18 protein-coding genes are annotated in these 25,063 nt (G+C 67.3%); 8 read left to right on the plus strand and 10 right to left on the minus strand.

Annotation, left to right across the window (positions count from 1 at the left end; all coding sequences use genetic code 11):
- The first annotated feature begins 106 nt into the window (after nt 1-106).
- The 4 genes from AB0F41_RS05570 (at nt 107) to AB0F41_RS05585 (ending at nt 5,984) form a co-directional block, all read left to right on the plus strand.
- Nucleotides 107-1,258 (plus strand): MFS transporter, encoded by a 1,152-nt coding sequence (locus AB0F41_RS05570; RefSeq protein ID WP_357421821.1) that lies wholly within the window; start codon nt 107-109, stop codon nt 1,256-1,258.
- 118 nt (nt 1,259-1,376) lie between these two features.
- Nucleotides 1,377-2,816 (plus strand): basic amino acid/polyamine antiporter, encoded by a 1,440-nt coding sequence (locus AB0F41_RS05575; RefSeq protein ID WP_357421516.1) that lies wholly within the window; start codon nt 1,377-1,379, stop codon nt 2,814-2,816.
- Between the two features lie 43 nt (nt 2,817-2,859).
- Entirely contained in the window at nt 2,860-4,113 is a 1,254-nt protein-coding gene (locus tag AB0F41_RS05580; protein WP_357421517.1) for an arginine deiminase, read from the plus strand.
- 377 nt (nt 4,114-4,490) lie between these two features.
- Entirely contained in the window at nt 4,491-5,984 is a 1,494-nt protein-coding gene (locus AB0F41_RS05585) for a helix-turn-helix domain-containing protein (RefSeq protein ID WP_357421518.1), read from the plus strand.
- Here the strand turns inward: AB0F41_RS05585 and AB0F41_RS05590 are convergent.
- Complete coding sequence (locus tag AB0F41_RS05590; protein WP_357421519.1) at nt 5,970-7,076, minus strand: transporter substrate-binding protein; 1,107 nt, start codon at nt 7,074-7,076, stop codon at nt 5,970-5,972. The genes AB0F41_RS05585 and AB0F41_RS05590 overlap by 15 nt on opposite strands.
- 326 nt (nt 7,077-7,402) lie before the next feature.
- Between AB0F41_RS05590 and AB0F41_RS05595 the strand changes: the two genes are divergently transcribed.
- From AB0F41_RS05595 to AB0F41_RS05605, 3 genes are all read left to right on the plus strand, one after another.
- The gene (locus AB0F41_RS05595) at nt 7,403-9,454 is read left to right on the plus strand and encodes a hydantoinase/oxoprolinase family protein (protein WP_357421520.1); all 2,052 of its coding nucleotides are present in this window, start codon (nt 7,403-7,405) and stop codon (nt 9,452-9,454) included.
- A 43-nt stretch (nt 9,455-9,497) separates the two neighbouring features.
- A complete protein-coding gene (locus AB0F41_RS05600) occupies nt 9,498-11,510 on the plus strand; it encodes a hydantoinase B/oxoprolinase family protein (RefSeq protein WP_357421521.1) in 2,013 nt (670 codons plus the stop codon).
- A 107-nt stretch (nt 11,511-11,617) separates the two neighbouring features.
- Nucleotides 11,618-13,285, plus strand: coding sequence for a thiamine permease (locus AB0F41_RS05605; RefSeq protein ID WP_357421522.1), 1,668 nt, complete (start codon nt 11,618-11,620; stop codon nt 13,283-13,285).
- 182 nt (nt 13,286-13,467) lie between these two features.
- Here the strand turns inward: AB0F41_RS05605 and AB0F41_RS05610 are convergent, their stop codons facing one another.
- From AB0F41_RS05610 to AB0F41_RS05640, 7 genes are all read right to left on the minus strand, one after another.
- A complete protein-coding gene (locus tag AB0F41_RS05610) occupies nt 13,468-14,241 on the minus strand; it encodes a MerR family transcriptional regulator (protein ID WP_357421523.1) in 774 nt (257 codons plus the stop codon).
- Between the two features lie 70 nt (nt 14,242-14,311).
- Nucleotides 14,312-15,826: an NAD(P)/FAD-dependent oxidoreductase gene (locus AB0F41_RS05615; RefSeq protein WP_357421524.1), complete on the minus strand. Its 1,515-nt coding sequence runs from the start codon at nt 15,824-15,826 to the stop codon at nt 14,312-14,314.
- Between the two features lie 12 nt (nt 15,827-15,838).
- Entirely contained in the window at nt 15,839-16,753 is a 915-nt protein-coding gene (locus AB0F41_RS05620; RefSeq protein WP_357421822.1) for a ferritin-like domain-containing protein, read from the minus strand.
- A gap of 10 nt (nt 16,754-16,763) precedes the next feature.
- Nucleotides 16,764-17,657 carry an SDR family NAD(P)-dependent oxidoreductase gene (locus tag AB0F41_RS05625; RefSeq protein ID WP_357421525.1) on the minus strand — a complete coding sequence of 298 codons (894 nt, stop codon included), beginning with the start codon at nt 17,655-17,657 and terminating at the stop codon, nt 16,764-16,766.
- 1 nt (nt 17,658) lies between these two features.
- Entirely contained in the window at nt 17,659-18,642 is a 984-nt protein-coding gene (locus tag AB0F41_RS05630; RefSeq protein WP_357421526.1) for an alpha/beta hydrolase, read from the minus strand.
- A 130-nt stretch (nt 18,643-18,772) separates the two neighbouring features.
- Entirely contained in the window at nt 18,773-19,417 is a 645-nt protein-coding gene (locus tag AB0F41_RS05635; RefSeq protein ID WP_357421527.1) for an HD domain-containing protein, read from the minus strand.
- A 169-nt stretch (nt 19,418-19,586) separates the two neighbouring features.
- Complete coding sequence (locus tag AB0F41_RS05640; RefSeq protein WP_357421528.1) at nt 19,587-20,552, minus strand: DJ-1/PfpI family protein; 966 nt, start codon at nt 20,550-20,552, stop codon at nt 19,587-19,589.
- A gap of 128 nt (nt 20,553-20,680) precedes the next feature.
- Between AB0F41_RS05640 and AB0F41_RS05645 the strand changes: the two genes are divergently transcribed.
- Nucleotides 20,681-21,475, plus strand: coding sequence for an SDR family oxidoreductase (locus AB0F41_RS05645; protein WP_357421529.1), 795 nt, complete (start codon nt 20,681-20,683; stop codon nt 21,473-21,475).
- 18 nt (nt 21,476-21,493) lie between these two features.
- On the opposite strand, the gene AB0F41_RS05650 is transcribed toward AB0F41_RS05645, so the two are convergent.
- Complete coding sequence (locus tag AB0F41_RS05650; protein WP_357421530.1) at nt 21,494-23,608, minus strand: neutral/alkaline ceramidase; 2,115 nt, start codon at nt 23,606-23,608, stop codon at nt 21,494-21,496.
- A gap of 117 nt (nt 23,609-23,725) precedes the next feature.
- Entirely contained in the window at nt 23,726-25,012 is a 1,287-nt protein-coding gene (gene dinB, locus AB0F41_RS05655) for a DNA polymerase IV (protein ID WP_357421531.1), read from the minus strand.
- Nucleotides 25,013-25,063: the final 51 nt, after the last annotated feature.

Consider the following 25,063-nt stretch of genomic DNA (forward strand, 5'->3'; position numbering starts at 1 on the left):
AACCCTGCGCACCCCCGGTTTGTTACACCGGAGCGTGACTTCTACCGCTACCGGTCCGGCCACGAATCCCGCGACCACCGCCCGCACCGGCTGGCATATCCCGGCCATGCTGGCCCTGGCACTCGGTGGTTTCGGCATCGGTACCACGGAATTCGTCACGATGGGTCTGCTCCCGGATATCGCGACGTCGTTCTCCGTCTCCGAGCCCACCGCCGGGCACGCTGTCTCCGCGTATGCGCTGGGCGTCGTGGTCGGTGCGCCGGTGATCGCCGCGGCCTGCGCCGCGGTACCCCGTAAACGGCTGCTCATGGTCCTGATGGCCGCGTTCACGATCGGGAACCTCGCCTCGGCCTTCGCACCGAATTTCGCGGCCATGATCGGCGCGCGGTTCGTGGCCGGTCTACCGCACGGCGCCTATTTCGGCGTGGCCTCGCTGGCCGCGGCGACGCTGGCGCCTCCGCGTCAGCGGGCCAAGGCCGTCGCCGCGGTGATGCTCGGGTTGAGTATCGCCAACGTTCTCGGGGTACCGGTCGCGACATGGCTGGGACAGAACCTCGGCTGGCGCAGTGCCTATGTGCTGGTCGCGGTGATCGGCGCGGCCACCGTACTGGCGGTATCGCGGTTCGTGCCGCCGCTGACCGCGATCGTGATCACCAACCCGCTGACCGAACTCGGCGCGCTGCGCCGGCCCCAGGTGCTGCTCACCCTCGCCGTCGGTGCGATCGGCTTCGGTGGCATGTTCGCCGTCTACACCTATGTGAGCACCACCCTCACCGATGTCGCGGGCCTGGGCGCGGGACTGGTACCGGTGGTGCTCATGCTCTTCGGCGTCGGCATGGTGCTGGGCAATATCGCCGGGGGGATCCTGGCCGATCGTGGCGTCGACCGGTCGATCTTCCTGGCGATGGGCGCCATGATGGTGATCCTGCTGATCTTCGTGGCCGCCGCGCATCATCCGGTCACGGCCGGAATCGGCGCCCTGCTGGTCGGTGCGTCCGGCGCGGCACTGGCCCCCGGACTGCAGACCCGGCTGATGGATGTCGCGGCCGATGCGCAGACCCTGGCCGCGGCTCTCAACCACGCCGCCCTCAATATCGCGAACGCCGCCGGTGCGTGGCTGGGTGGGCTGGTGATCGCCGCCGGATACGGATACACCGCACCCGCCCTGGTGGGGGCGGGTCTGGCACTGGCGGGGGTGCTGCTGTTCACGGTCACCGTCTGGGCGGCCCGCAGGAAGCCGGCGGCGCGCGTGCACTGACCGAAACGCCGCCCTCCGGTCACCGGGCCGACCGCCGACATGATGCATGATCGGTGCGAACGTCGGCGAATGATCTGCGGTGGTACTCGGGAGCGGGGCGAGCAGAGAGGTCCAGTGCATGACCGAGCAACAGGTGCCGGAGCGGACGGTGCAGGTTACGGTTCTCACCCTCACTGCGATGGTCGTCGGGTCGATGGTCGGGGCGGGGGTTTTCTCGCTACCGCGCCGCTTCGCGCAGGAGACCGGAGTATCGGGAGCGCTGATCGCCTGGACCATCGCGGGGGCCGGGATGCTGACGCTCGCTCTGGTGTTCCAGCGGCTGGCGGTGCGCAAACCTGATCTGGACGCCGGAGTATACGCCTACGCCAAGGCCGGATTCGGCGAGTTCACCGGGTTCTTCTCCGCCGTCGGATACTGGGCCAGCGCCTGCGTCGGCAATGTGACGTACTGGGTTCTGATCATGTCGACGCTCGGTGAGTGGATTCCGGCGCTGGGTAAAGGCGACACCCTGATCGCGGTGGTGTTGTCGTCGGTGGGCCTGTGGTCGTTCTTCCTGCTCATCCGGCGCGGTACCAAGGAAGCCGCGGCCCTCAACCGGATCGTCACAGTGGCGAAACTGGTGCCGATCATCGTCTTCGTCCTCCTCGCCGCATTCCTGCTGGACCCTGCGGTATTCGCGGACAATTTCCGCGGCGCCGACTACGGGGGGTCGCTGTTCGAGCAGGTGAGCGACACGATGCTGGTGACGGTTTTCGTGTTCCTCGGAGTGGAGGGGGCGAGCGTGTACTCCCGGCATGCCCGGCGCCGGGAGGATGTCGGCCGCGCCACCCTCCTCGGATTCGTCAGTGTCCTGGCGATCTTCGCCTCGGTGACGATCGTCTCCTACGGAATCATGCCGAGCAGCCAGATCGCCGAACTGCGGCAACCGTCCATGGCGGGTGTGCTCGATTCCGCCGTCGGCTCCTGGGGAACCGCGTTCGTCAGCGCCGGTCTGATCATCTCGGTACTGGGCGCCTATCTCGCCTGGTCGCTGATGGCCGCGGAAGTGCTGTTCGTCGCCGCGAAGGACAACGATATGCCAGGGTTCCTGGCACGTTCGACGGATAACGACGTACCCGTGAACGCGTTGCTGCTCAGTACCTCGCTCTCCCAGACCGTGCTGATCATCACGATGTTCTCCGAGGACGCCTTCGATTTCGCACTCGACCTGACCGCGGCCCTGACCCTCATCCCGTTCCTGCTCGCCGCCGGATACGCGCTGAAACTCTGCCTCACGCGCGAGACCTACGGCGGCGCCGCGGCCTCGGCGCGGCGCGGCGATCTGATCATCGCGGTACTCGCGACCGTGTACACGGCATTCCTGCTGTACGCGGCCGGCCCGAAGTTCCTACTCGTCTCGCTCATCTTCTACGCGCCCGCGACCGTGCTGTTCGTCCTGGCCCGGCGGGAACAGGGCCGGAGGGTGTTCTCACCGCGTGAGGCCGCGTTCTTCGCCCTGGTGGCGGCGGGCGCGGTCCTCGGCGTGCTGGCCCTGGCGGTGGGCTGGGTGAGCCTGTGACCGCCGCACGATCGATCACTCCCACCGACGGAAGGGTGCGCAGATGACCGCGAACACCAGTGCGGGCCGGTTCGGTGTCCACTCCGAGGTCGGACGGCTGCGCAGAGTTCTCGTATGCGCCCCGGGATTGGCCCACGAACGGCTGACCCCCAGCAATTCCGACGAACTGCTGTTCGACGATGTGATGTGGGTCGAGGCGGCGCAGCGCGACCACCTGGATTTCGTCAACAAACTGACCAACCGCGGGGTCGAGGTCGTCGAACTGCACGATCTACTGGCCGAGACGATGGCGATTCCGGAGGCCCGCACCTGGCTGCTGGACCGCAAGATCATCGCGAACCGGGTCGGGATCGGGTTGCTCGACGCCGCCCGCGCCTATCTCGACACCCTCGGCCCTCGCGACCTCGCGCGGTTCCTCATCGGCGGACTGTCGACCGCGGATCTGCCCGTCGACTACCGGACGGACTATATTGCGCTGGTCCGGGAATCGCTCGGCTCGCCCGAGTATCTGCTCCCGCCGCTGCCGAACACTCTCTACACCCGCGACACCACCTGCTGGATCTACGGCGGCCTGACCCTCAATCCGCTCTACTGGCCGGCCAGGCACGACGAACCGCTGCTGATGAAGGCGATCTACCTGTTCCATCCGGACTACACCGGAGCGACCGTGTGGTGGGGTGATCCCGAGAAAGACTGGGGTCAGGCGACATTGGAGGGCGGTGACGTCATGCCGGTCGGCAACCGCGCGGTGCTGGTCGGGATGAGCGAACGCACCTCGCGCCAGGCCATCACTCAGCTGGCGAAAGCCCTGTTCGACGCCGGCGCCGCCGACCAGGTGGTCGTGGCGGGGATGCCCAAGCTACGGGCAGCGATGCATCTGGACACCGTCTTCACCTTCGCCGACCGGGACCTGGTGACCGTCCATCCGGGCATCGTCGACGGAATCCACCCGTTCACCCTGCGCCCGTCCGATCGTGCGCCGGGAGTGGAGATCACCGACGAGCGTGACAACCCGTTCGTGGACGTAGTGGCGCGGGCACTCGGATTCCCGCGGCTGCGGGTGGTCGAGACCGCGGGAGATATCTACGCCTCCGAACGTCAGCAGTGGGATTCCGGCAACAACGCGGTGGCCCTCGAACCGGGTGTCGTTTTCACCTACGACCGCAACACCCAGACGAACGCGGCGCTGCGCCGGGCGGGGGTCGAGGTCATCACCATCGTCGGCGCCGAACTCGGGCGCGGGCGGGGCGGTGGCCACTGCATGACCTGTCCGATCGTCCGCGACCCGATCGACTGAGTGTTCGCGCGCCGGTTACCGGCGGCCCGCGGCGGGTGTCGACAGGAGTCCGCGCCCCGCGTGCGGTATTCGATGGGGCTCGTCCCGCTCTCACCGATCGGCGGTGCGGCTCCGCGCTCGAGCAGATCTCCGCGCGTGCGGCCACCAAGGTCACCCATGTGACCTACCGTCTCGTCGGCCGGACGACGAACCCCGCCGACATGCTGTCGTAACACCGCAGGTAGACCGCTCGAAATATCCGGCACCGCACCACACACGGTGTGATGTGATCGCCTCGTCCACACCGGACGTGAAGCCACGAATCGGGGCACAATGACCTCCGTCGGGTCGCTCGTGCAGATCGAAGGACCCGCCGTAGACCGTACGGAGGAGGTGGTATGGCGACTGTCGCCGCGTTCGCGCTGCGCGCCGGTCTGCGGTCACTCACTCCGGGCCCCGCCGCGAATGCCCGGCCGGAGCCGGTTTCCGGCCTGTACGAGTTCGACCCCGGAGCGCCGGCCGAAATGCCGGCCGGATCCATGATCTACGTGCCGTCGAAGCGATGGCCGGAGATCTCCGCGCCCGAGAGCCTCCCCGAGGCTATGCGGTCGGCCGGCGGTATCGCGATTCTGGTCGACCACGACGATCATCACCTGCCACCGGAATTCGTCGCCGAATGTGTCCGCCGGTCGCTGCCGGTGTTCCTTCTGCCGAAGGCGGCCACATTCGAGCACATACATACGCTGCTGGCCGGCGATCCGGGCAGCGCCCCGGAGGAACCGGCCCCCGCAGGTGAGGTGGCGGCGGTCCGCGCCGCCCTCGACCGGTTTCTGGGCGGCACCACGCTCAGCGGATGGCTGGTCCTGCGCGGCTGCGTGATACCGGGCCGGCACCCGACCGATCCCGAGCTGCTGCGCATCTTGCTCTCCCGCCCGCCGGTGTATCCGGCGAAGGCGGCGGGCACGGCCGCCGCGTTACACCTGACCCTGCCCGAATCCGGCCACGCGTTCCTGCTGGCCAATCCGGACCGGATCGCGCTCGACTCGCGGCGGGTCGCGGGTCTGCTCCGTCGACTCGACACGCACGCCCAGGCGATCGAGGTCACACGCTCCGCCCGCCGGGACCTCGAAGGTGCGTTGATACGGGAACTGGTCGACGCGACAGTGGCCTCGAGCGCCCTCGACCCCTGGGCCCGCTCGCTCGGACTCGAGCCGGGCTCCCGGGTCCGGGCCATCGCGGCAACGGCAGCAGGTGTATCCGCCGAGCGGATACCGGCCGCGCTGCAGGATCTGGCGTGTGGACTCGGCAGCACCTGTGTGGCGGGCGCATCCGGTGAGAGCGCTTATGCCCTGGTCACCCTCGACGCGGCTGCCGGCGGCGCGGGTGAACTCGTGCCGTTCGAGGAAGCCCTGCGGGTACTGACCACACTGTTCGAGTTCCGGTACGGTGCGTCGCTGTCGGTCGGCACCAGTTCCTTCGTCCTGCGTGACAGCAACGACCTGGTCCGCGGGCTCATCAACGCCCGGCAGCTCGCGGACCGGGACGCGCGTGCGACCCGGGCCGTAGCGGGTCGCCACACCCTGCCGCCGCCGCTGGCGGCGACATTGCTGACCGCGCAACCTCACCTGTCCGCGACCCTCGACCGCGTGCTGCTGCAACCGGTTGTCGATTACGACCGGGACCGGGGATCACGGTATCTGGAGACGCTGCGGACCTTCCTGGCGCTGGACGGTCAGTTCGCTGCGACGGCTACCGAACTGGGTATTCACATCAACACCCTGCGGTACCGGCTGACCCGCATCGAGCGGCTCACCGGCCGCGGCGTGCACTCCACTGCTGATCGGGTGGATTTCTATCTGGCACTGTGCCTGCGAGAGTTACGGAACGACTAACTGCCGGCCCTCGGACCACCAGGGCTCCGGGAGACGGGGCGAAAATTCCTCGATCACCTCGTAGTCGCCGCCCACGGCACGGCCCACGTAGGTGGGATGTGCACTGTAATGGTTGCCCCGGAAATAGAAGGGCAGCCCTTCCGGGCTCCCATCGAAACGCACACCCGGCAGCGCCGCGGCGAGAGCGTCCGGATCCGCCGAGCCCGTCTGTTCGGCCGCCAGGCGCAGGGCGTGTACCGCGTTGTACGCGCCCACCTGCGCCGAATGGGAATAGCGTTGTCCGCGAACCTCGTACAGCGCCGCCCGGTACGCGGGATTGGCCGGGGAATCGAGTCCGGAGAAATAGGTGGCCACCATGTAGTGGCCTTCGCTGACCTCGGCGGGCATATGCGCGAGGTCGATTCCGGTGGTGACCGTGGCGGCGATGGGCAGGGACGCCGCGGTGTATCCGGCATCGTGGAATTGCCGGTAGAAACTCGTGGTCGAATCGACGCCGACGAGATTGCAGATGATCACCGCCGGACGGGTGCGCGCGATATCGGAGAGGACGGCGCCGAAATCGGTTTCCCCCAGTGGCGCGTGCCAGGCGCCGACCGTCATCATCTCCCACCGGCCGCCGAGCCGGCTGATTCCCTCCGCGAGCACTCGCGGATATATGTAATCCGAGCCGACGATATAGACCCGTCGGCCCAGATTCTCCGCGATCCAGCTCAGATAGTCCTCGAGGTACTGGTTGGGCGCGGCACCGCAGTAGAACACCCGTGGATCGGTTTCCTCACCCTCGAAATAGGTGGGATACATGAGCAGGGTGCGGTTCTCGTGGATGGACGGGATCATCACCACCCTGCTCGCGGACGTGTAACCCCCCACCACGACATCGACCGATTCGTTCCGGCACAGATGGTCGATACCGCGTGCGGTCAGCGAGACCTGGGAGCGGTCGTCGAAAACGGCGGTACGCAACTCCGCACCGCCGACGCCGCCCGTCGCGTTGATCTCGTGGACCGCCAGCAGGGCACCGTCGAGAATCGACTGTTCCATTTCCGCCTGCGCGCCGCCGAGTGAGTAGAGCATGCCGATTTTCACCCTCACCGCTCCTCTCCACGCCTCCGGCATCGTCGTGACCAGGACACTGTACGGCGTACCGGTGCCCGGCACCGCCCGACTCCGTGAAGCTCACACCGGCGCCCCCGCCCGTGTTTCGATGCGGTGACAGTGCGTCTCGTCCAGATGTCCGATACCCGGATTTTACGCGGACCCATCCGATATTTCCCCAGCTCATCGCGGTGATCACGGGGTCAGGCTCGTATCGATCTCCAAGTCCTGCGCGACGGTGCCGGTCGGAAAGGCCAATTGTCGCCCCGCCCGCCGCGGCGTTTCGTAGTAGCCGGTCCGCGACATATTCCGAGGAGGGCGAGATGACCGAAGCCAGCAGTCGAGCGGAGAGGATCCGCACTGCGGTCGATATCGGTGGGACGTTCACCGATGTGTTCATTCAGCGCGGCGACGGCACGATCGTCACCGCGAAATACCCGACCCAGGCCGATCCGATCGAGGGCGTACTCGCCGGGATGAAGCAGGCGGGGGTGAGCTGGGAGGATGTCGAGTTCTTCTCGCACGGTACGACCATCGCGACCAATGCTCTGATCACCCGGCGATTCCCGCGGGTGGCGATGGTGACCACCGAGGGCTTCCGCGATGTGCTCGAGATTCGCCGCGGCGATCGTGAATCCTGGGACCCCTACGACGAGGTGGCGCCGCCCATCGTGTCGCGCCGCCACCGCCTGACCGTGCGGGAGCGTATCGGCTACGACGGCAAGGTGCTGCAGGCGTTGGACGAGGACCACGCCAGGGATATCGCCCGGATCCTGCGGCGCCGCGAGGTCGAGGCGGTGGCGGTGTGTTTCGTGAACTCGTTCACCAACCCCGAGCACGAGGAGTTGATGGCCGAGATCCTGCAGGAGGAACTGCCGGGGGTTTCGGTCACCACCTCGAGTGATGTGCTGCCCGAGATCTTCGAATACGAACGCTTCTCGACCACGGTCGCGAACGCGGCGCTGGTTCCCATCATCGGCCCCTACGCCCGCACGCTGGAAGGCCGGCTGAGTGAGAGCGGCTACGCCAACGACGTCCTGCTACTGCATTCCGGTGGCGGTGTCATGACTCCGGCCATGGCCGAGCGGTACGGCGCCCGGCTGGCCGCCTCGGGTATCGCGGCGGGCGCCATCGCCAGTCGCCATATCGCGCGCATGTGCGGATTCGAGAATTCGATCGGTTTCGATATGGGCGGGACGTCGACCGATGTCTCGCTCACCGACGACGGCGTATTGGGCACCACGAACCGGTGGAGTGTGGAATTCGGCCACCCCATCTGCTTCCCGAGTATCGAAGTCCTCACCATCGGTGCGGGTGGCGGTTCCATCGCCTGGCTCGACGATGCCGGTTCGTTGCGCAACGGTCCGCAGTCGGCGGGCTCCGACCCGGGCCCGGCCTGCTACGGAATGTCCGGTGCGGACGCGACGAACACCGACGCCAATCTGATCCTGGGAACGGTCGGCCGGAAGCTCGCCGGCGGTGTGCGGGAACTGGACGAGTCGCAGGCCCGCGCCGCGGTGGAGCGGATCGCGGCGCCACTCGGTCTCGATGCCGATACCGCCGCCCAGTCCATCATCAAGGTGGCCAATGCCAATATGGCCGACGCGATCCGCCTCATATCCATCCGGAAAGGTCACGACCCGCGCGATTTCGCGCTCGTCGGTTTCGGCGGGGCCGGACCGCTGCACGCCGCCTACCTGGCCAAGGATCTCGGAATCCCCACCGTGATCATCCCCCCGCACCCCGGCGTGACCTCCGCGATGGGCTGCATGCTGGTGGATGTCCAGCACGACCTGACCACCATGTATCTGGCCGACGCCGCCGAGGTCGATCTGGGCCACCTCGCCGAATCCTTCCGCAAGCTCCAGGCCGAGGGGCGCGAGCGGCTGGTCGCGGAACATGTCGCCGAGCAGGACATGGTTTTCGAGTACTACGTCGACACCCGCTACATGGGCCAGTGGCGTGCCATAGCGGTCCCGGTCACGATGCCCCTGACCTCCCTCGACGATGTTGTCGCCACCTTCCACACGCAGCACCACAAGGAGCACAACTACGCCGACGAGCAGGCCGGTGTCGAGATCTACCGGATTTCGGTGCGCGCCATCGGTGTCACCCCCAAACCGACGGTCGAGCCGGCGCAACTCATCGACCCCGCCGAGTTCACACCGGTCCCCATCGAGGTGCGCCGGGTCTTGTTCCCCGACGAATCGACCCGTCTCGACACCCCGGTCTACGACCGCGCGCACCTGCCCGCCGGCGCGATCCTGGACGGCCCGTGCATCGTCGACCAGCTGGATTCGACCACCGTCGTTCCTCCTCGTACCACCGCGCAGGTCGACGAATGGGGAAATTTGCTGCTCCGGCCGGCCGTCTGAGGTCCGATCCGTCCGAAACCACACTTCCACGAGGTATAGAACCATGGCTACATCACTGGACCCGGTGACCTTCGAGGTCCTGAAGAACTCCTTCATCAGCACGGTGGATCAGATGGCGGAGCAGATTCTGCGGACCTGCTACTCCTTTGTCATCTATTCGCGTGACTTCTCCTCGGCGCTCTGCGATACCGAGGGCAATACCGTTATGCAGGGTACCGGCGATATCGCCGCGCACGTCGGTACTCTGCATTACACCGCCAAAGCGGTGATCCGGCAGTTCGCCGGCGATATCCATCCCGGCGATGTCTTCGTCATCAACGATGTCTACGAGGGCGGCAGCCATTTCAACGACACCCGGATCATCCGCCCGATCTACTACGAGGGCGAACTACTCGGCTACGCCCAGGCCAACGGGCACTGGGCCGATGTCGGCGGCGCGACCCCGGGTTCGTTCAATGTGAAAGCGCTCGACCATATGGGCGAGGGGCTGCGTATCCCACCGACCCGGCTGTGGAGCAAGGACGAATTCCTCGAGGACGTCGCCTATCTCATCGCCAAGAACACTCGCAATCCACGTGACATCATCGGCGATATGCAGGCCCAGGCGGAGGCCACCCGGGTCGCGGAACGTGAAATCCAGCGACTCTGCGACAAATACGGCGTAGATACGGTGAAAACCGCGATGGCCGAGGTGCAGGATTACGTCGAGGATCTGACCCGGGCCAAGATCGCGGCCCTGCCCGACGGAGTCTGGTACACCGAGGACTACATCGATCAGGATCCCGCGCTCGGCGAAGGCCTCATCCCGGTGACGATGAAGATGACCATCGACGGCGATACCGTGCACTACGACCTGAGCGCTTCGCACGCGTCGATCTCGTCGATGATGAATGCCGGCTTCGGCGGCTCGTTCGCCGGTATCGTCGCCGGTACCAAGATGCAATTCCCGGATATCCCACTGAACTCCGGTTTCTACCGAGTGGTGACCGCGGATCTGGGCCCGGTCGGTTCGGTGGTGAATGCGGATTGGCCGTCGCCGTGCGCGGGCTTCTGCTCCGGGCCTTTCGAGAAGATCATGAGCTCGGTATTCGAGATCTGGTCCGATATCTTGCCGGACCGCGCCATGGCCTGCACCTTCAATCTGGAATATCTGCTGGTCGGCGGCCGGGACGAAAGGGAGAGCGGCAACCCGAATTTCATGTGGTACGACTGGATGATGGGTGGCTGGGGCGCCCGCAACGGCGCCGACGGCTACAACGCCTCGGCGGCCGTGTTCGGAGTCCAGTACGGCACCCAGCCGTTCGAGGGGCAGGAGCGCCTGGCCCCGGTGCTCACCTCCCGCCACGACCTGGTCCCGGATTCGGGTGGGCCGGGCAAGTTCCGCGGTGGCCTCGGTGCTGAGAAAGGTGGCAAGTTGTGGGCCAGCAACAACACGGTGATGTCGTACTGCTGTGATCGCGAACGCTCGGTGACCTGGGGGCTCTGGGGCGGACTGCCGTCGATTCCCCACGGGGTGTGGCTGAACAAGGGCACCGAATCCGAACAGTATCTGGGTTCCATCTTCGCCGCGGTCCCGATCAAATCCGGTGACGAGTTCACCCGGCCGTCGGCCGGTGGCGGTGGTCTGGGCGATCCACTGCGTCGAGAGGTGGCCGCTGTCCTCGAGGATGTGATCGACGGCTACGTCAGTCTCGAACGGGCCGAGAAGGACTACGGCGTCGTCATCAAGGAAATCGACCCGGAGGTCTTCGAATACGCCGTGGACACCACGGCCACCGAGAAGGCTCGCGCCTATATCCGGGACAATCGGCACACGTGGATGGAGCGCGACCCCTACGAGGTCGCCGGCGAATACCGGTCCGGGCTGATCAACGAAATGGACTGTGTGCGCCAGTACGGCGTGATCCTGGACTGGGGCAGCGGTGAGGTGCTGGAGAACACGACCGCCCAGTTCCGCCGGATGCTGCAGCGGCGGACCGTCGTCCATTGGACCGACGATCCGGCCGTCGAGTACGTCAAGGGCACGCTGACCGTATCCGAGGCCGCGGCGGTCTAACCCGGCGGCGCGGGTGTGCGGGGCACGGCGTGGTCCCCGCACACCCCTTCGAACTCCGGCCCGGTTCCGGAGCAGAACCCAGAGTTCTTCATGAATGTGAGAAACCCATGTCAACCTCCACGGAGGCGGTAGCGACCGCCGTACCCGAACTCACTATTTCCTCCTCCGACGACCCCGGTGTCCTGGAACGTGCTGCAGCGGAGGACTATTCGCTGCATATTGTGCCGCTTTCCTGGCGCAGCAGCCGTCTGTCGGTGTCCATGGCCTGGTTCGGGCTCATGAGCGCCATGTTCTGGGTGGTTGTGGGCAGCACCGTGACTCTTACGGTGGGCACCGTCGATACGCTCATCGGTATCGCCCTGTCGGCTGTGAGCTACGGGGCGATCAACTCGATCGTCTCGCGCTACGCGGCCCGCACCGGAACCAGTGTGTCGCTGTTCTCGCGTGCGCTGTTCGGCCGAGCGGGGTCGGCATTCGCCGCTGCCCTGTTCGGCGTGACCATCACCTATTACGTAGTCGCCGAAGGCGCGATCGTGGCCAGTGCGCTGCACGCCTACCTGCCCGCCCTGCCGATGGCCGTGTGCTGTCTGATCGTGGTCGTCTACCAGGCGCCGCTGGCGATGCGCGGCGTCACCACCTGGCTGGACAAGATCAACGGTGCGCTGCTCCCGCTGTACCTGCTGGGTCTCGTCGGATCGGTGGTCTGGGCGATCGTGCGCTACGGATACAGCAACGACTGGCTCACCTACGAGCCCGCGGGCGCGGCCGATCTCGGCGTGCCGGGCTGGTGGTTCGCCTTCACCGTCTATATGGGTGTCTGGGTGGTCACCATGATGGCCTGGGATTTCGCCCGCTTCGGCCGGCCACAGGACGCGGTGTTCAACGGCCGGGTCACCTTCGGCGTCCCGTTCTACGTGATAACTCTCCTGGTGAACGGCATGGTGGGTATCTTCCTGGCCCATACGATCGATATCGCCGGTGCGCTGAACGAGGAATCGGCGATTCTCGGCATCGTGTCGATGATGGGGTTCTGGGGCCTGCTGTGGGTGGTCGTCAGCCAGACCCGGGTCAACACCGGCAACTTCTATCTCGCGTCGACGAATGTCCAGAACTTCTTCGCCCGCGCATGCCGGCTCACACTGCCCCGAGTGGTGTGGCTGGGAGTGATCGCAGTGGTCGTGTACGTGATGATGCTGACGAATGTGCTCACCTGGATCCTGCAGGCGCTGACGTATCAGGGCGTGATCATTGTCGGTTGGGTGGCGATCGCGCTCACCCATATCCTGCTGACATCACGGGGCGCCGGCGTGCACACCGGGGAGCCGGAGTTCCGGCCCGGCCGGGTGCCCGCGGTGAATCCGGCCGGAGTCTCGGCCTGGGTCGTCTCCTCGGTGGCCGGTATCGCGCTGGTGGCCTTCGGCGGCAGCACCGGGTCGGTATGGGCACCGCCGGTGAGTTGCGTGCTGGCCGCGGTGATCTACGGTGTGGCGGTCCGGTTCTCGGCGCCGTCGTGGTTCACTCTCGACCGGCCGTTCGACCCTCGTACCGAGGTCGACGATCCGTGGGAGACCCGGGTCCGGTGCCATTGCTGCGGTGACTCCTATATCGCCTACGAGATGGACCGTGACCCGGCGGCCGGGCATCAAGCGATCTGCCTGGCGTGTGCGTCCGGTACTCCCGGCTTCCTGGCGGCGGCGGAAACCGAGGCGGCCGCGTACCGGCGGCGGGCCTCGACCGGCGCGGTATCGGAGGGAGAGGTGACGGCCGGCGGATGATCGGCCTGCCGGCCGGGCGGGTGGATCTGCTGTTCCGCCCCTCGGTCGTGAGCATGGCCCGCCGAGAGGAAACACCACCTCATCGGCGGGCCCGGCCGCGTGGTTCGGGCGAGAGACAGCCGGTGACCCGCACGCGATGAGCTCGCGTGCCCGGTGCCGCCGGACTCGTCTGTGAGCGGGCTTCAGGAGCCGCGACCGGTTCCGCCCGCCCGGCGTTCCCGGTCCCGCTCGGCGGCGGTGGCGAGATAGTCGCCGAGTTCGCGGCGCAGGGTGGTGTCGAGGGACCGGGCCAGGCTGGTGTGCACGGCGGCGACACCGAGTTCGCGCATCGTGTTCAGCATCCGGGTGGTCGCGGCGATCTCGTCGTTGGAGTCGGGCAGCCAGCCCGGCCCGTGCTCGTCGACGATATGTTTCTTCGCCGCATTGATGAGCAGCCCGCTGATCCCGTCGATCCGTGTCGCGACCTCGGCGTACACCGAGATCAGGGTGCCCAGTTCCACCCCGTATTCATGGAGTTCGGTGAACGAGGTGAGTAGCTGGGTGTCGGTGATCACCACCGTCTCACCGTCCACCCGGACCAGGCCCATCCGGCTCAGCTGGGCCACCAGATCCTCGGTCTGGTCGCCGAGGATGGTGGCCAGCAGTTCCCGGGGGACCTCGAAGGTCTCCTCCTCCGACCAGTTGGCGGTGACGGCGTGCTGCAGGCCCAGCACCTCGGTGAGGTCCTTGCCCGTCTCCCAGCTGGTGATGAAATCGGCGATATGGGCGGTGGTGAAACCGCGCTGCAGCAGCGCGTCGATGAGGCGGAGCCGTTCGAGATGGGAGTCGTCGTAGAGGATGGCGCGGCCGTCGCGGCCGGCGGGCGGCGGCAGCAGGCCACGTTCCTGATAGGCGCGGACATTGCGGGAGGTGGTGCCCGCCGCGCGTGCGAGGTCGTCGATGCGATACCTCGGCATCTGCTCGCGCACCTCCTCGCCCGCCTGCCGCCGGTGACCCCGGCCTCGAGAAATCGAGTGTAGCCGCCGCCTAGGAGGCGGAGACCGCCCTTGCCCTTACCGCCGGTTCCGCGGCCACCAGTGTGTAGTCGCCGAGGTCGACCTCCCGGAGCTGGTTGCGGTACTGGGTGGCGAAACCCGGGTACATGGTCGCGTTGAATCCGTCCTCGGTGAGGTACCAGCTCTGACAGCCCGAATTCCAGGTGGTCGCGTCGAGGCGACGCTGGATGGCCGTGTTGTAGCGGTCCTGGCGGTCCTGGCGGACCTCGAATATCCGCAGATCCCGGTCCAGGATGATGCCGACGGCCCGGACGAGGTAGTCGATCTGGGATTCCATGTACACCAGCGCCGAATTATGGCCCGGTCCTGAATTCGGCCCGAAGGTGAGGAACAGGTTCGGGTATCCGGAGACGGTGACACTCTTGTAGGCGAAAGCGCCACGCTGCCATTCGTCGGACAGCACCCGGCCGTCGCGTCCGGTGATCGGAATCGGTGTACCGGTCTTGGAGACCTGGAAACCGGTGGCGTAGACGATGCAGTCCGCCCGGTGCTCGATACCCTCGGCGGTGCGGATCCCGTCCGGGGCGATTCGCGCGATCGGCCAGGTGATCAGTTTGCAGTTGTCGCGTTGCAGCGCCGGGTAGAAGTCGTCGGTCATCAGCAGTCGTTTGCAGCCCGCCCGGAAGTCGGGGGTGAGCTGGCGGCGCAGCCAGGGATCCTTCACCTGGCGGCGTAACTGGGCCCGCCCGACCAGTTCCACCACCCGGGTGAGCGGCGAATTCCAGACCACGCCCAGTGCCACCGATTCGTGTCCGTAGAACCAGGCCTGGCGGGCCAGTGTCTCGGCGCCGGGAACATGGCGGTACACACTGCGGGTCAGCGCGCCGGTGTGCCGGTTCACCCGTGGCAGTACCCAGCCGGGGGTGCGCTGGAAGACTTTCACCGACGCCGCGCGCCGTACCAGCTCCGGGACGATCTGTACCGCGCTCGCGCCGGTGCCGATGACGGCGACCTTCTTACCGGTGAAATCGTAATCGTGATCCCAGCGGGCACTGTGGATCGTATGACCGGTGAAGGTCTCGATACCCGGGATGTCCGGATAACCGGGGTTGGCCAAGGGGCCCGAGGCCAGCACCACGGCGCGAGCGCGGACAGGTTCGGGGTCGCCCTCGAATGAGATATCCCAGACCCCCGCCTGCTCATCGAACGCCATACCGGCGACGGTATGCCGCAGCCGGATATGCGGCCGGATCCCGGTTTCCGCCACCATCGACTCGATATAGCCCAGGATTTCGCGGCTCCCGGAATAGGTGTGCGACCAGTCGGGATTGGGAGCGAAACTGTACGAGTACAGGCGTGACGGGATATCGCACGCGGCACCGGGATAGGTGTTGTCGCGCCAGGTTCCGCCGATCTCGGAATCGCGTTCGAATACCGCGAAGTTGGTGATACCGCGCTGCCGCAGCCGGATGGCGGCGCCGATACCGGCGAATCCGGCGCCGATCACCGCGACGTCGAGCGGTGCTGTGCTGGTGGTGGTGGTCATAGGATTTCCTCGTCAGGCGGCGGGGGTGTAGGTGATTTCCTTCGACCAGCTCGGGTCCTTGCGCAGCAGGCGGCGTGGAATACGCCCGGTGATCTTCACGAGCGTGTCGGCCAGCAGATGATAGGGATGACCCCGGTCGACGACCCAGTTCCCGTGCATTTTGACGATCTGGTACATCGGCAGCCGGCGCGCGAATTCACTGCGCTCGCCGACTTTGCGGTAGCGCTCCAGCGCGGTGTAGAGCTTCTGCTCGTCCACGCCCATCGCGACGATGTTGTCGCGCATCTTGTTCAGCAGCGGAAGATAGCTCAGCACGCCGATGAGGAATGTCGGTTTCACCCAGCCGCCGACGAGTTCGATGAGCAGTTTGCGCATCTCGGCATGGCCGAGCACATCCATGACCGCGAAATCGACTGCCAGATGCCGTGATTCGTCGGCGTTGATCCGGCGGAATGCCTCCTGGCACACCGGATCCTCTATCTCGTCCATGATGAATTTGACCAGGGCGCCGTCGAGAGCGACCTCGAGCATCGGGATGACCGTCCCGAGAAACGACAGCGACATATCGTCGGAGTACTTGTCCAGGAAGTCGATCACCAACTTGACGTTGATATTCGGCTGCGGGATCTCGTCGCCGTCGAGCATGCCCCAGCGGCGCATGAGAGCGAGTTCCGCATTCGCGTGGCGCTGCTCCTCGGCGTGGAAATAGCGGTAGATCTCCCGCAGTGTCTCGTCGGGCGCCTTTTTGGCCATGGCGGCGAAACCGCGGGCGCCGACGTTCTCGATCCACATCAGGTCCGCCATGAACGGCTTGAGCCGGGCATGCTGTTCCGGAGTGATGGTCTCGGTACCGGGTGCGTCCCAGTCGATATCGGCCAGTGCCCACTGGCGATCCTTGATCTTGGTGAGCATGTCCTGGAAGTCCATGGTGGGCATATCAGACTCCTGTCCTTTCTCCGGTGGTGCGCGGCGCCGGTTCGTCCTGCGGCAGCAGGCGTTCGAGCAGACCGGCGACGGTGGTGTACTGGCCGGGAAACGTACGTTTGAGCAGCCAGATCAGCTGGGCATCCGGCTGCGGGAGAACGTGCAACCGGCGGCGGTCGTGGGCGTCGAGGGTGATGCGGGCGACCCGTTCGGGGGAGAAACCGGTCCATCGCATGAGAGTGTCGGCGAGAGTGCGCGAACCGGAGGTGATGCGGCCGTCGCGGGCCACGTTGGTGCGCACGAAAGTCGGGCACAGGACGGTCACCGCGATATCGGTGCCGCTGAACTCCGCGGCCAGGGTTTCCGACAGCGCGAGCACCCCGGCTTTCGAGGTGTTGTACACCGCCATCGAGGGCGCGGCCGCGAACCCCGCCGCTGAGGCCACATTGATGATCCCGCCCCGGCCTGCCGCCCGTAGCCGCGGCGCGAAGATCTCGCAGCCGTGCACCACGCCCCACAGGTTGATCCCCAGTGCCCATTCCCAATCGGCGAATCCGATCTCGCCGACCCGGTGCCCGCCGATACCGACCCCCGCGTTGTTGATCACCAGCGTCACCGGGCCGTCGAAAACGGAGTCGGCGAAACGCGCCAGGATCTCAACATCTTCACGGCGGGCGACATCGCAGCGGAAGGCGTAGGCGGTGCCGGGGTGTGCACGGTCGATCGCGGCCACTGTCTCCGCGGCCCGCGCCTCGTCGATATCGGCGCAGACGACCTGCCCGCCCCGCGCCGCCAGCTCCAGGGCCAGCGCCCGGCCGATCCCGCTGCCGGCGCCGGTGACGACGGCGCGGGCGCCGCGGGTGCGCCCGGAGGCGCCGAACGGCAGCAGGTTTCGCAATCCCGGCATATCAGCTCACTTTCCGTGGGGATTTCGCCATCAGTGCCGCGCAGAGGAAGTCGGCGGCACGGTCGAGCGCGGCATCGGCTTCGGGAGCCAGCCGGGGGAGTGCCTGGAAGACATGCACCTGCCCGGGCCAGATCTCGAGGGTGCAGTCTCCGCCGGCGGCGCGCACCATCCGGCTCAGATGGCGGGCGTCGGCACTGAGCATTTCCGCGCCGCCGGCCTGCACCAGAATCGGCGGTAAGGCCGTCCCGGCCGCGACACTCAATCGCAGCCGCGGCGTATCGTCCGGATGCCCACTGGTGTACACGCGCGGTAGCCGCCGGGCCGCCGATGCGGAGATCACCGGGTCGCGCCGCCGCTGTTCCTGTTCGGCAGCGAGCGTGAAGGTCAGATCGATGAGTGGGGAGAACATCGCGACCGCGGCCGGTTGGCCCGTCCCGCGGGCCGCGTTCTCCAGCAGCAGGTCGAGAGTGAGGTGGCCGCCCGCCGAATCCGCCGCGATCACGAGATCGCCGGCGCGGTAGCCCTGGTCCAGCAGCCACCGGAATCCGGCGGCGATATCGTCGGCGGCCGCGGGAAACCGGTGCTCGGGGGCGAGGCGGTAGTCGACGACGAAGACCGGCAGACCGGTGCGCCGGGACAGCCGGGAGGCCAGACCGCGGTGGGTGCGCGCGGAGCACAGCACGTATCCGCTGCCGTGGATGTAGTAGACGGCCCGGTCCGCGAAACGCACACCGGGTGCGCGCACCCATTCGCCGCGGACACCCGGCTCGCGCACCTGCCGGATCTCGGTGCCGCGGATCGGCGGCCCGCTCAGTTCCATGATCGTCGCGATGAGCGTGCGAGCGAACCACACCCCGGGCCGGTTCAGCGGAACGGCGCAATTGATCGGGCGCAGCCCGTATTCCGCCGCTGTGGCCGCCAGCCGGGAACGCACGGACGGCGCGTCGGGTACCTCGGGAGGCGAGGTCCTCGTCGACCTAGTCATGCGTTCAGAATCAGTCAGCAATGTGCCATTTGTCAATGGCAGATTGATCGGAATTCCTGGGCGGATATGACCGGCATCACACTCTGTATCGGAGTTCTTCCGGTCGCTACGGATTCACGCTGGTTCGGTATCAGTCCTTCCAGCCGTTTGCCCCGACGATATCGTTCCAGGTGGGCACCAGTTCCGGATGCCGCAGTCGCACGATTTCACCGGGCAGTGAGCCGGGTAGCGCCTTGTGCGGTTTGGCGATCGCCTGCGCAGCGATGGCGTCGGCCAGTGCGCGGATACCTCCCAGCCGGGGAAAGGCCGCGTGGACCTCGTCGGCGAAATCCGGGGCGAGCGTGTCGGGGGCGCCGCCGATATCGGCGCCGATACCTTCGACCGCGATCCAGATCGCCGCGGGGCGGCGGCGCCGGTACACCGGTGAAAAGCACAACCCGCTGCTGTGCGCGGCGATCGCGTCCCAGACGATATCGACACGCTCGTCGGTGACGCCCCGGCCTTCCAGGAACTCCGCCGCGTAATCGGCGCCGTCGACCTCGAACCGCTGGTCGCCGTCCGCGGCATCGGCAAGTCCGATATCGTGCAGCGCGCAGATCAGATACATGAGTTCTTCGTCGTAATCCCTCCCCGCCCGCAGTCCCTGGGCCGCTGCCAGCGCGCGGCCGAACAGGAACGATCGCAGACTGTGATTGCGAAGTGGCGCCTCGAGTTCGGCGTCGATCACGTTGCGGGCCGCGATCGCCAGCGCGGTGGTGGGTAGTGCCAGGGACATGCGGAACTCCTCGGAAACGGGGTGAATACGTCCGGAGGCGCGGTCGGTGCCCGGATCGCGGCGAGTTCTCCTCGACCCAGGCGGTGATACGCCGCTGTCGGTGTCGGTGTCGGTGTCGGTGTCGGTGTCGGTGTCGGTGTCGGTGGATGGGTGGGGTGGTCGCGGTGGCTCAGGTGGGTTCGCCGACGTCTGTGGCGGACCGGAACCGGTCCCGGTATTCCGACGGCGCGACCCCGAGCCGGCGATGGAACGCGCGCCGCAGCGATTCGGCGGTGCCGAACCCGCACCGCCGGGCCACGACGTCGACCGGGTGGTCCTCCACGAGGAGTCGCTGGGCGGCCTCCACCCGGACCTGCTCCACATACGCCGTGGGTGACATCGTGAGCTCGGCGGTGAACCGCCGCTGGAAGTGGCGGGCGCTGAGCCCGGAGCGGCCGGCGAGGTCGCCGATACCGTGTCGCCCGCCCGGGTCGGCGTGGATCGCGGTCACTGCCGCGCGGATGGGATCGGTGGAAGGCTGGGCGTGCCACAGCGCGGTGCCGAACTGTGTCTGGCCGCCGGGACGGCGCAGGAACAACACCAGATAGCGGGCCACCATGAGCGCGGTCTGCCGGCCCAGATCGTCCTCCACCAGCGCCAGTGCCAGATCCATCCCGGCGGTCACTCCCGCGGAGGACCAGATATGTCTGTCGCGGACGAAGATCGGATCCCGGTCGACGGTGACCCGGGGATACTCTCGCGCGAGCCGCTCGGTGAACGCCCAGTGGGTGGTGGCACGCCGGCCGTCGAGGACCCCTGCCGCCGCCAGCAGAAACGCGCCGGTACACACGGACGCCACGCGGCGCGCGTGGGAGGCCGCCGTACGGATCCAGGCCATGAGGCGCGGGTCGGCGCAGGCCGCATCGGTTCCCGGGCCGCCCACGACCACAACAGTGTCCACCGTGGCGGGATCGATATCGTCCACACCGTATTCCGCGCCGATCGGCAGTCCGTTGTCGGAGCGGACCGGTCCGGGGCGGGTGGCCACGACAGTGCACAGGTAGTGCCCGGTGCCCTGGAACACCTCGTGCGGGCCGACGAGGTCGAGGGCCTGGAAATCATCGAAGATCACGAATGCGACGCGGCGTTGCTGCACATTTCTACGATCACCCCTCGCACGAATGGCGTCAACGACATACACCCCACACTTCACGCCATACGGTCGATCGGTGACCCCCGCGTGGCACCACCGGCCGGTGTCCGGTAGTGCGGCACGATGAAGGGATGAACATCGACCTCTCCGGACGGCACGCACTGGTTACCGGTTCCAGTCAGGGGATCGGTCTGGCCATCGCCACCGCGCTGGCCCGGGCCGGTGCGTCGGTGATCGTGAACGGCCGCGGCGCGGACAAGACGGATGCCGCCCGGGCGGCGATTCTGGAATCGGTACCTGGCGCGTCGGTGCGGGCGGTCGCCGCCGATCTCTCCTCCGCGGTGGGCGCGGCGTCGCTGCGGGAGAAGGTCCCCGAACTGGATATTCTCGTGAACAATCTCGGAATCTTCGAGGCGAAGCCCGTATTCGAGATCGATGACGACGATTGGCGGCGGTACTTCGAGGTCAACGTGCTGTCCGCCGTCCGGCTCATCCGGATGTATCTGCCGGAGATGATGGAGCACGGTTTCGGCCGGGTCATGAACATCGCCAGCGACTCCGCGGTGGTGACGCCGCTCGAGATGGTGCACTACGGGACGACGAAAACCGCGCTGCTCGCGGTCACGCGCGGTTATGCGAAAGCCGCGGCCGGAACCGGGGTCACGGTCAACTCCGTGGTGGCGGGCCCCACCCATACACCCGGGGTGGAGGATTTCGTGCGGGATATGGTGGGCGAGGACCTGCCGTGGGAGGAGGCGCAGCACCGTTTCATGCTGGACCACCGGCCGCATTCGCTGCTGCAGCGTCTCATCGAACCCGAGGAGATCGGCAATATGGTCGTCTACCTCGCCTCGGATCGGGCCTCGGCCACTACGGGTGGCGCCGTCCGCGTGGACGGCGGATACATCGACTCGATCCTGCCCTGATCCCGCGGCGCGCCGGGTTCAAGCGATATCGAACTCGTTGCTGATCCCGACGATCGGAGACAGGCGCCCGTCTGCGGCGAGCCGGTCGGCGAAGTGCACGAAACGGTACCGGCCGGGGACCGTATCGGCCGGGATATCCCAGGTGAACGCCGCTACCGAGGTGGCCGGTGCGCGTTTGCTCCAGTGGAAGCGCACCGCCCATTCGCCCTCGTTCGCGACGCGCACCCAGCGCCCGCCGGCCGAGCGCTGTACCTCGAGGAAGGTGCCGTTGCGGCGTGGATTGTGCTTGGGATGCGCGGACAGGAATTCGACCGAGGCCCGGGTCCCGCGCGTGTAGGAGGCCGCCGGCTGGGTCAGGGTCGCGCCGAAATCATGTCCGGGCAGGGCGGTGTCCGGTCCGGGTGCGGGCACGAAGTTCGGTTGCAGATGAGAGAGATCCCGCGGGGCGGGTCCGCGTGGCACCGATGTTCCCGCCGCGAGCGCGGCGGCCAGCCGGGTGAATTCCTGCTGATACGCGGGCAGCGTGTAGCGGCCGAACAGCGTGGACGCGCCCTCGTACTGCTGGGCGTCGTATTCCTCGGGTGTGGTGACGTATTCGTGGTACGCGTTGGCGTAACCCTGCAACAGCACCTGGTCGAGCCCGACGCCCAGCGCCGCGGCCACCGCCCGCCGGACCCGTAACCCCGCGACGATGGTGAATTCGCCACCCGCGGCCGCCAGATAGAGATCGCCCAGCCGCACGATCTGGATCGGCACCACGCTGGGCACCCACGGGGCGGGCGGAAGCAGACCGAACGGCACCGCGATCGCCTTGGGCGCCTGGGCGTCGGCCAGCCAGGCGGGCGCGGGCCGGTGCGGGTCCCCGCCGAGGGCGTCGAGAAATGGGTTGCGTACGCCTTCCGGAATGGGACCGCCGGGCAACCCGGGACCGTCTTCGACACTGCCCGCGAACAAGGAAACGCCCGCGGCGGGCGGCGCCGTACGACGCGGCGCCCCGTCGGGGGTGTACCGCCCGTCGACCGCGATATCGGACAGGTCGATGTAGCAGAAGACCGACCCCACCGGGCCGGTAACCGGATTCGCGGTCGCCAGTGCCGCCCGGGCGGCATCGTACTGGCGTTGCCCGAGGATGCGAGTGTTGTCGAACTCGTCGTCCGTGGGTCCCGATCCCGGCCGGAGATTCAGGTTGGGCGACATATCACCGGCATTGGTCTGGGCGAAGGCCGCCACGAAATCCGGTGCCCCATCCAGGTATCGGACGCCGTGTTCGGTGTGCTCGCAGGTGAAGGCCGCATACCCTTTGTTGTCGGAGCTGATCAGCCGATTCTGATTGGTCATCGAGGTGTTGTGGGTGGCGAACCAGGTGATCTCGCCGACCTGCCTGCCGCCCTTGGCGATCGACACCGTGGTGACCGCCGGGTCGATCGCTTCCGGGAAATGCGCGGTGTCCTCGGCGGGATTGCGGTCGAAGGCCACCCGGGAGCGGTTGACGCTCGCGTTGTGCAGTTCGGCGCGGCCCAGCGCCACCGTGCCCGGACCGAGGTCGCCGTCCGCCGCGGCTATCGCCTCGACCAGCCCGTTGACCTCGGCGTCGTAGACCTGCTGCTGGAAACCCAGAATCGACAGGTTGTAGGCATAATCGTGCGCGGCGCCGCCGCAGACGGCGTGCGAATGCGTCGAGGTGAGCAGGACATTGCGTTCGGTGTAGCGGTCGCCGAATCGACGTGCCAGTTCGGCGAGTACCCCGTGATGCACCGATTGGAAGATCATCGCGTTCTCCGCGACCGCGAAAACGATTCGCTCGGAACCGGTGGCGAAGACGAACGCGCGGGCACGGGGGCGTAGGTGGATTCCGGCGGTGGTCTGGTCCTGCTGGGAGTAGCCCATCATGCCGCATTCCGCAGCCGGGCCGGTGATATCGGAGATCCCCACGCCGATCAGATACTCGCCCGCGTCGGCGCGCGCCGCGGCGCCCAGGCGCTCGTCGAGAGCGGGGGCGGTGGTGGCGAGCATACCGAGGCCCAGTGTGCCGGCCGCCGCGCCCGCCAGCACCGTCCGGCGGGGTAGCGCCGAATCTCCGGTGGGGGACGCCGGTCCGGGTGTGGAGGGCGGGAATTCGGGGGTTGCCACCATCGAGTTTCCTTCCTGCTCGACTGGCAGCGAACCACACTGTTGAACAAACGTCCAGATGTGCGGCGGCGGGTCGTCGCCCGGCCGGCGCGGGCCGGCCGCGAGGGCGCCGGGTGCGGATCAGTCCGGAAGCAGCGGTACCGACAGCCCTTCGCCGCGGCCCAGGAGTGCGGCTCGGGTCACCGCCGCGGAGCCGAAACGGCCACGCAGGGTATCGAGAGTGGTATCCAACTCGGGACCGTCACCCCGGTCGAAAGGGAGGGCGAGCTGCCGGGGATCGGCATCCTCCAGGTTCGTCAACGCCAGCCCGATCAGGGTGAGGCCCCGTTCCCCGATCATCGGTCCAGCCTCCGTCAGTAGCGCGCGAGCGGCGCGCAGGATTGTCTCCGTATGATCGGTCGGCGCGGCGAGCGTACGGGATCGGGTGGCCCGGGAGAAATCGCCGAAACGCATGCGCAGCACCACGGTCCGGCAGCTCCGGTCGGCCGCGCGGAGTCTGCGTCCCAGCCGGTCGGTGAGGCCGTGTACATACGCCTCGATCTCCGCCGGGGGCCGCGGGCGGCTGCCCAGCGCCCGTTGCGCGCCGATGGATCGCCGCCGCCGCCCCGTTTCCACCCTGCGGGGATCACGCGCCCAGGACAGCGCGTGCAGATGGCGCGCCGCGGCAGCCCCCACGATCGGGCGCAACTCCGGTTCGCCCAGTTCGGCCAATTGCCCGATCCGCTCGATTCCGTGCGCGTGCAGCGCCCGGGCCGTCACCGGCCCCACGCCCCACAGCCGGTGCACCGGAAGCGGATGCAGGAAGGCCAGCTCGTCCACGGGCTCCACCCGGCGCAGGCCGTCCGGTTTCGCCACCGCGCTTGCGACCTTGGCCAGGAACTTGGTGCCCGCGATCCCGACCGAGATCGGCAACCCGACCTCGCGGCGAACCCGCGCCCGCAATACCTGCGCTATCGCCTCCGGTTCGCCCGCGATCCGCCGCAACCCGGCGACGTCCAGGAATGCCTCATCGATCGAGATCCCCTCCACGACGGGTGTGGTGTCGGCGAAGATCTCGAACACCGCCTTACTGGCCCGGCCGTACTCCGGCATCCGGGGCGGTACCAGCAGTGCGTCCGGGCACAGGCGCAGCGCGGCGCCGATATTCATCGGGGTGCGCACTCCCTTCGCCTTCGCCTCGTAACTGGCCGCCAGCACCACCCCGCCGCCCACCAGGACGGGTTTCCCGCGCAGTTCGGGCCGATCCCGCTGTTCCACCGAGGCGTAGAAGGAGTCCAGATCCGCGTGCAAGATCGAGGCGTGATCCCGGGGAGCGATCCGCGGCCGCCCGCCGGGGCGCGATTCGGCGGCGTTCCCGGGAACCGCGCGCCCATCCTGAGCTCGGCATTCAGGATCGGATTCGAACATATGTTCACATTACAGGACGGCCGGCGCGTCACATGTGATGGAGTACGCCCG

Origin of the sequence: Nocardia sp. NPDC024068 (assembly GCF_040638875.1) — a bacterium.
Classification (GTDB): Bacteria; Actinomycetota; Actinomycetes; order Mycobacteriales; family Mycobacteriaceae; genus Nocardia.

Coding starts and splice junctions, on each gene's coding strand:
- AB0F41_RS05610 (WP_357421523.1), bottom strand. CDS start 14,241: ATGCCGAGGTATCGCATCGACGACCTCGCACGCGCGGCGGGCACCACC.
- AB0F41_RS05615 (WP_357421524.1), bottom strand. CDS start 15,826: ATGACCACCACCACCAGCACAGCACCGCTCGACGTCGCGGTGATCGGC.
- AB0F41_RS05625 (WP_357421525.1), bottom strand. CDS start 17,657: ATGCCGGGATTGCGAAACCTGCTGCCGTTCGGCGCCTCCGGGCGCACC.
- AB0F41_RS05620 (WP_357421822.1), bottom strand. CDS start 16,753: ATGGACTTCCAGGACATGCTCACCAAGATCAAGGATCGCCAGTGGGCA.
- AB0F41_RS05635 (WP_357421527.1), bottom strand. CDS start 19,417: ATGTCCCTGGCACTACCCACCACCGCGCTGGCGATCGCGGCCCGCAAC.
- AB0F41_RS05570 (WP_357421821.1), top strand. CDS start 107: ATGCTGGCCCTGGCACTCGGTGGTTTCGGCATCGGTACCACGGAATTC.
- AB0F41_RS05645 (WP_357421529.1), top strand. CDS start 20,681: ATGAACATCGACCTCTCCGGACGGCACGCACTGGTTACCGGTTCCAGT.
- AB0F41_RS05580 (WP_357421517.1), top strand. CDS start 2,860: ATGACCGCGAACACCAGTGCGGGCCGGTTCGGTGTCCACTCCGAGGTC.
- AB0F41_RS05585 (WP_357421518.1), top strand. CDS start 4,491: ATGGCGACTGTCGCCGCGTTCGCGCTGCGCGCCGGTCTGCGGTCACTC.
- AB0F41_RS05650 (WP_357421530.1), bottom strand. CDS start 23,608: ATGGTGGCAACCCCCGAATTCCCGCCCTCCACACCCGGACCGGCGTCC.
- AB0F41_RS05600 (WP_357421521.1), top strand. CDS start 9,498: ATGGCTACATCACTGGACCCGGTGACCTTCGAGGTCCTGAAGAACTCC.
- AB0F41_RS05575 (WP_357421516.1), top strand. CDS start 1,377: ATGACCGAGCAACAGGTGCCGGAGCGGACGGTGCAGGTTACGGTTCTC.
- AB0F41_RS05630 (WP_357421526.1), bottom strand. CDS start 18,642: ATGACTAGGTCGACGAGGACCTCGCCTCCCGAGGTACCCGACGCGCCG.
- AB0F41_RS05605 (WP_357421522.1), top strand. CDS start 11,618: ATGTCAACCTCCACGGAGGCGGTAGCGACCGCCGTACCCGAACTCACT.
- AB0F41_RS05595 (WP_357421520.1), top strand. CDS start 7,403: ATGACCGAAGCCAGCAGTCGAGCGGAGAGGATCCGCACTGCGGTCGAT.
- dinB (WP_357421531.1), bottom strand. CDS start 25,012: ATGTTCGAATCCGATCCTGAATGCCGAGCTCAGGATGGGCGCGCGGTT.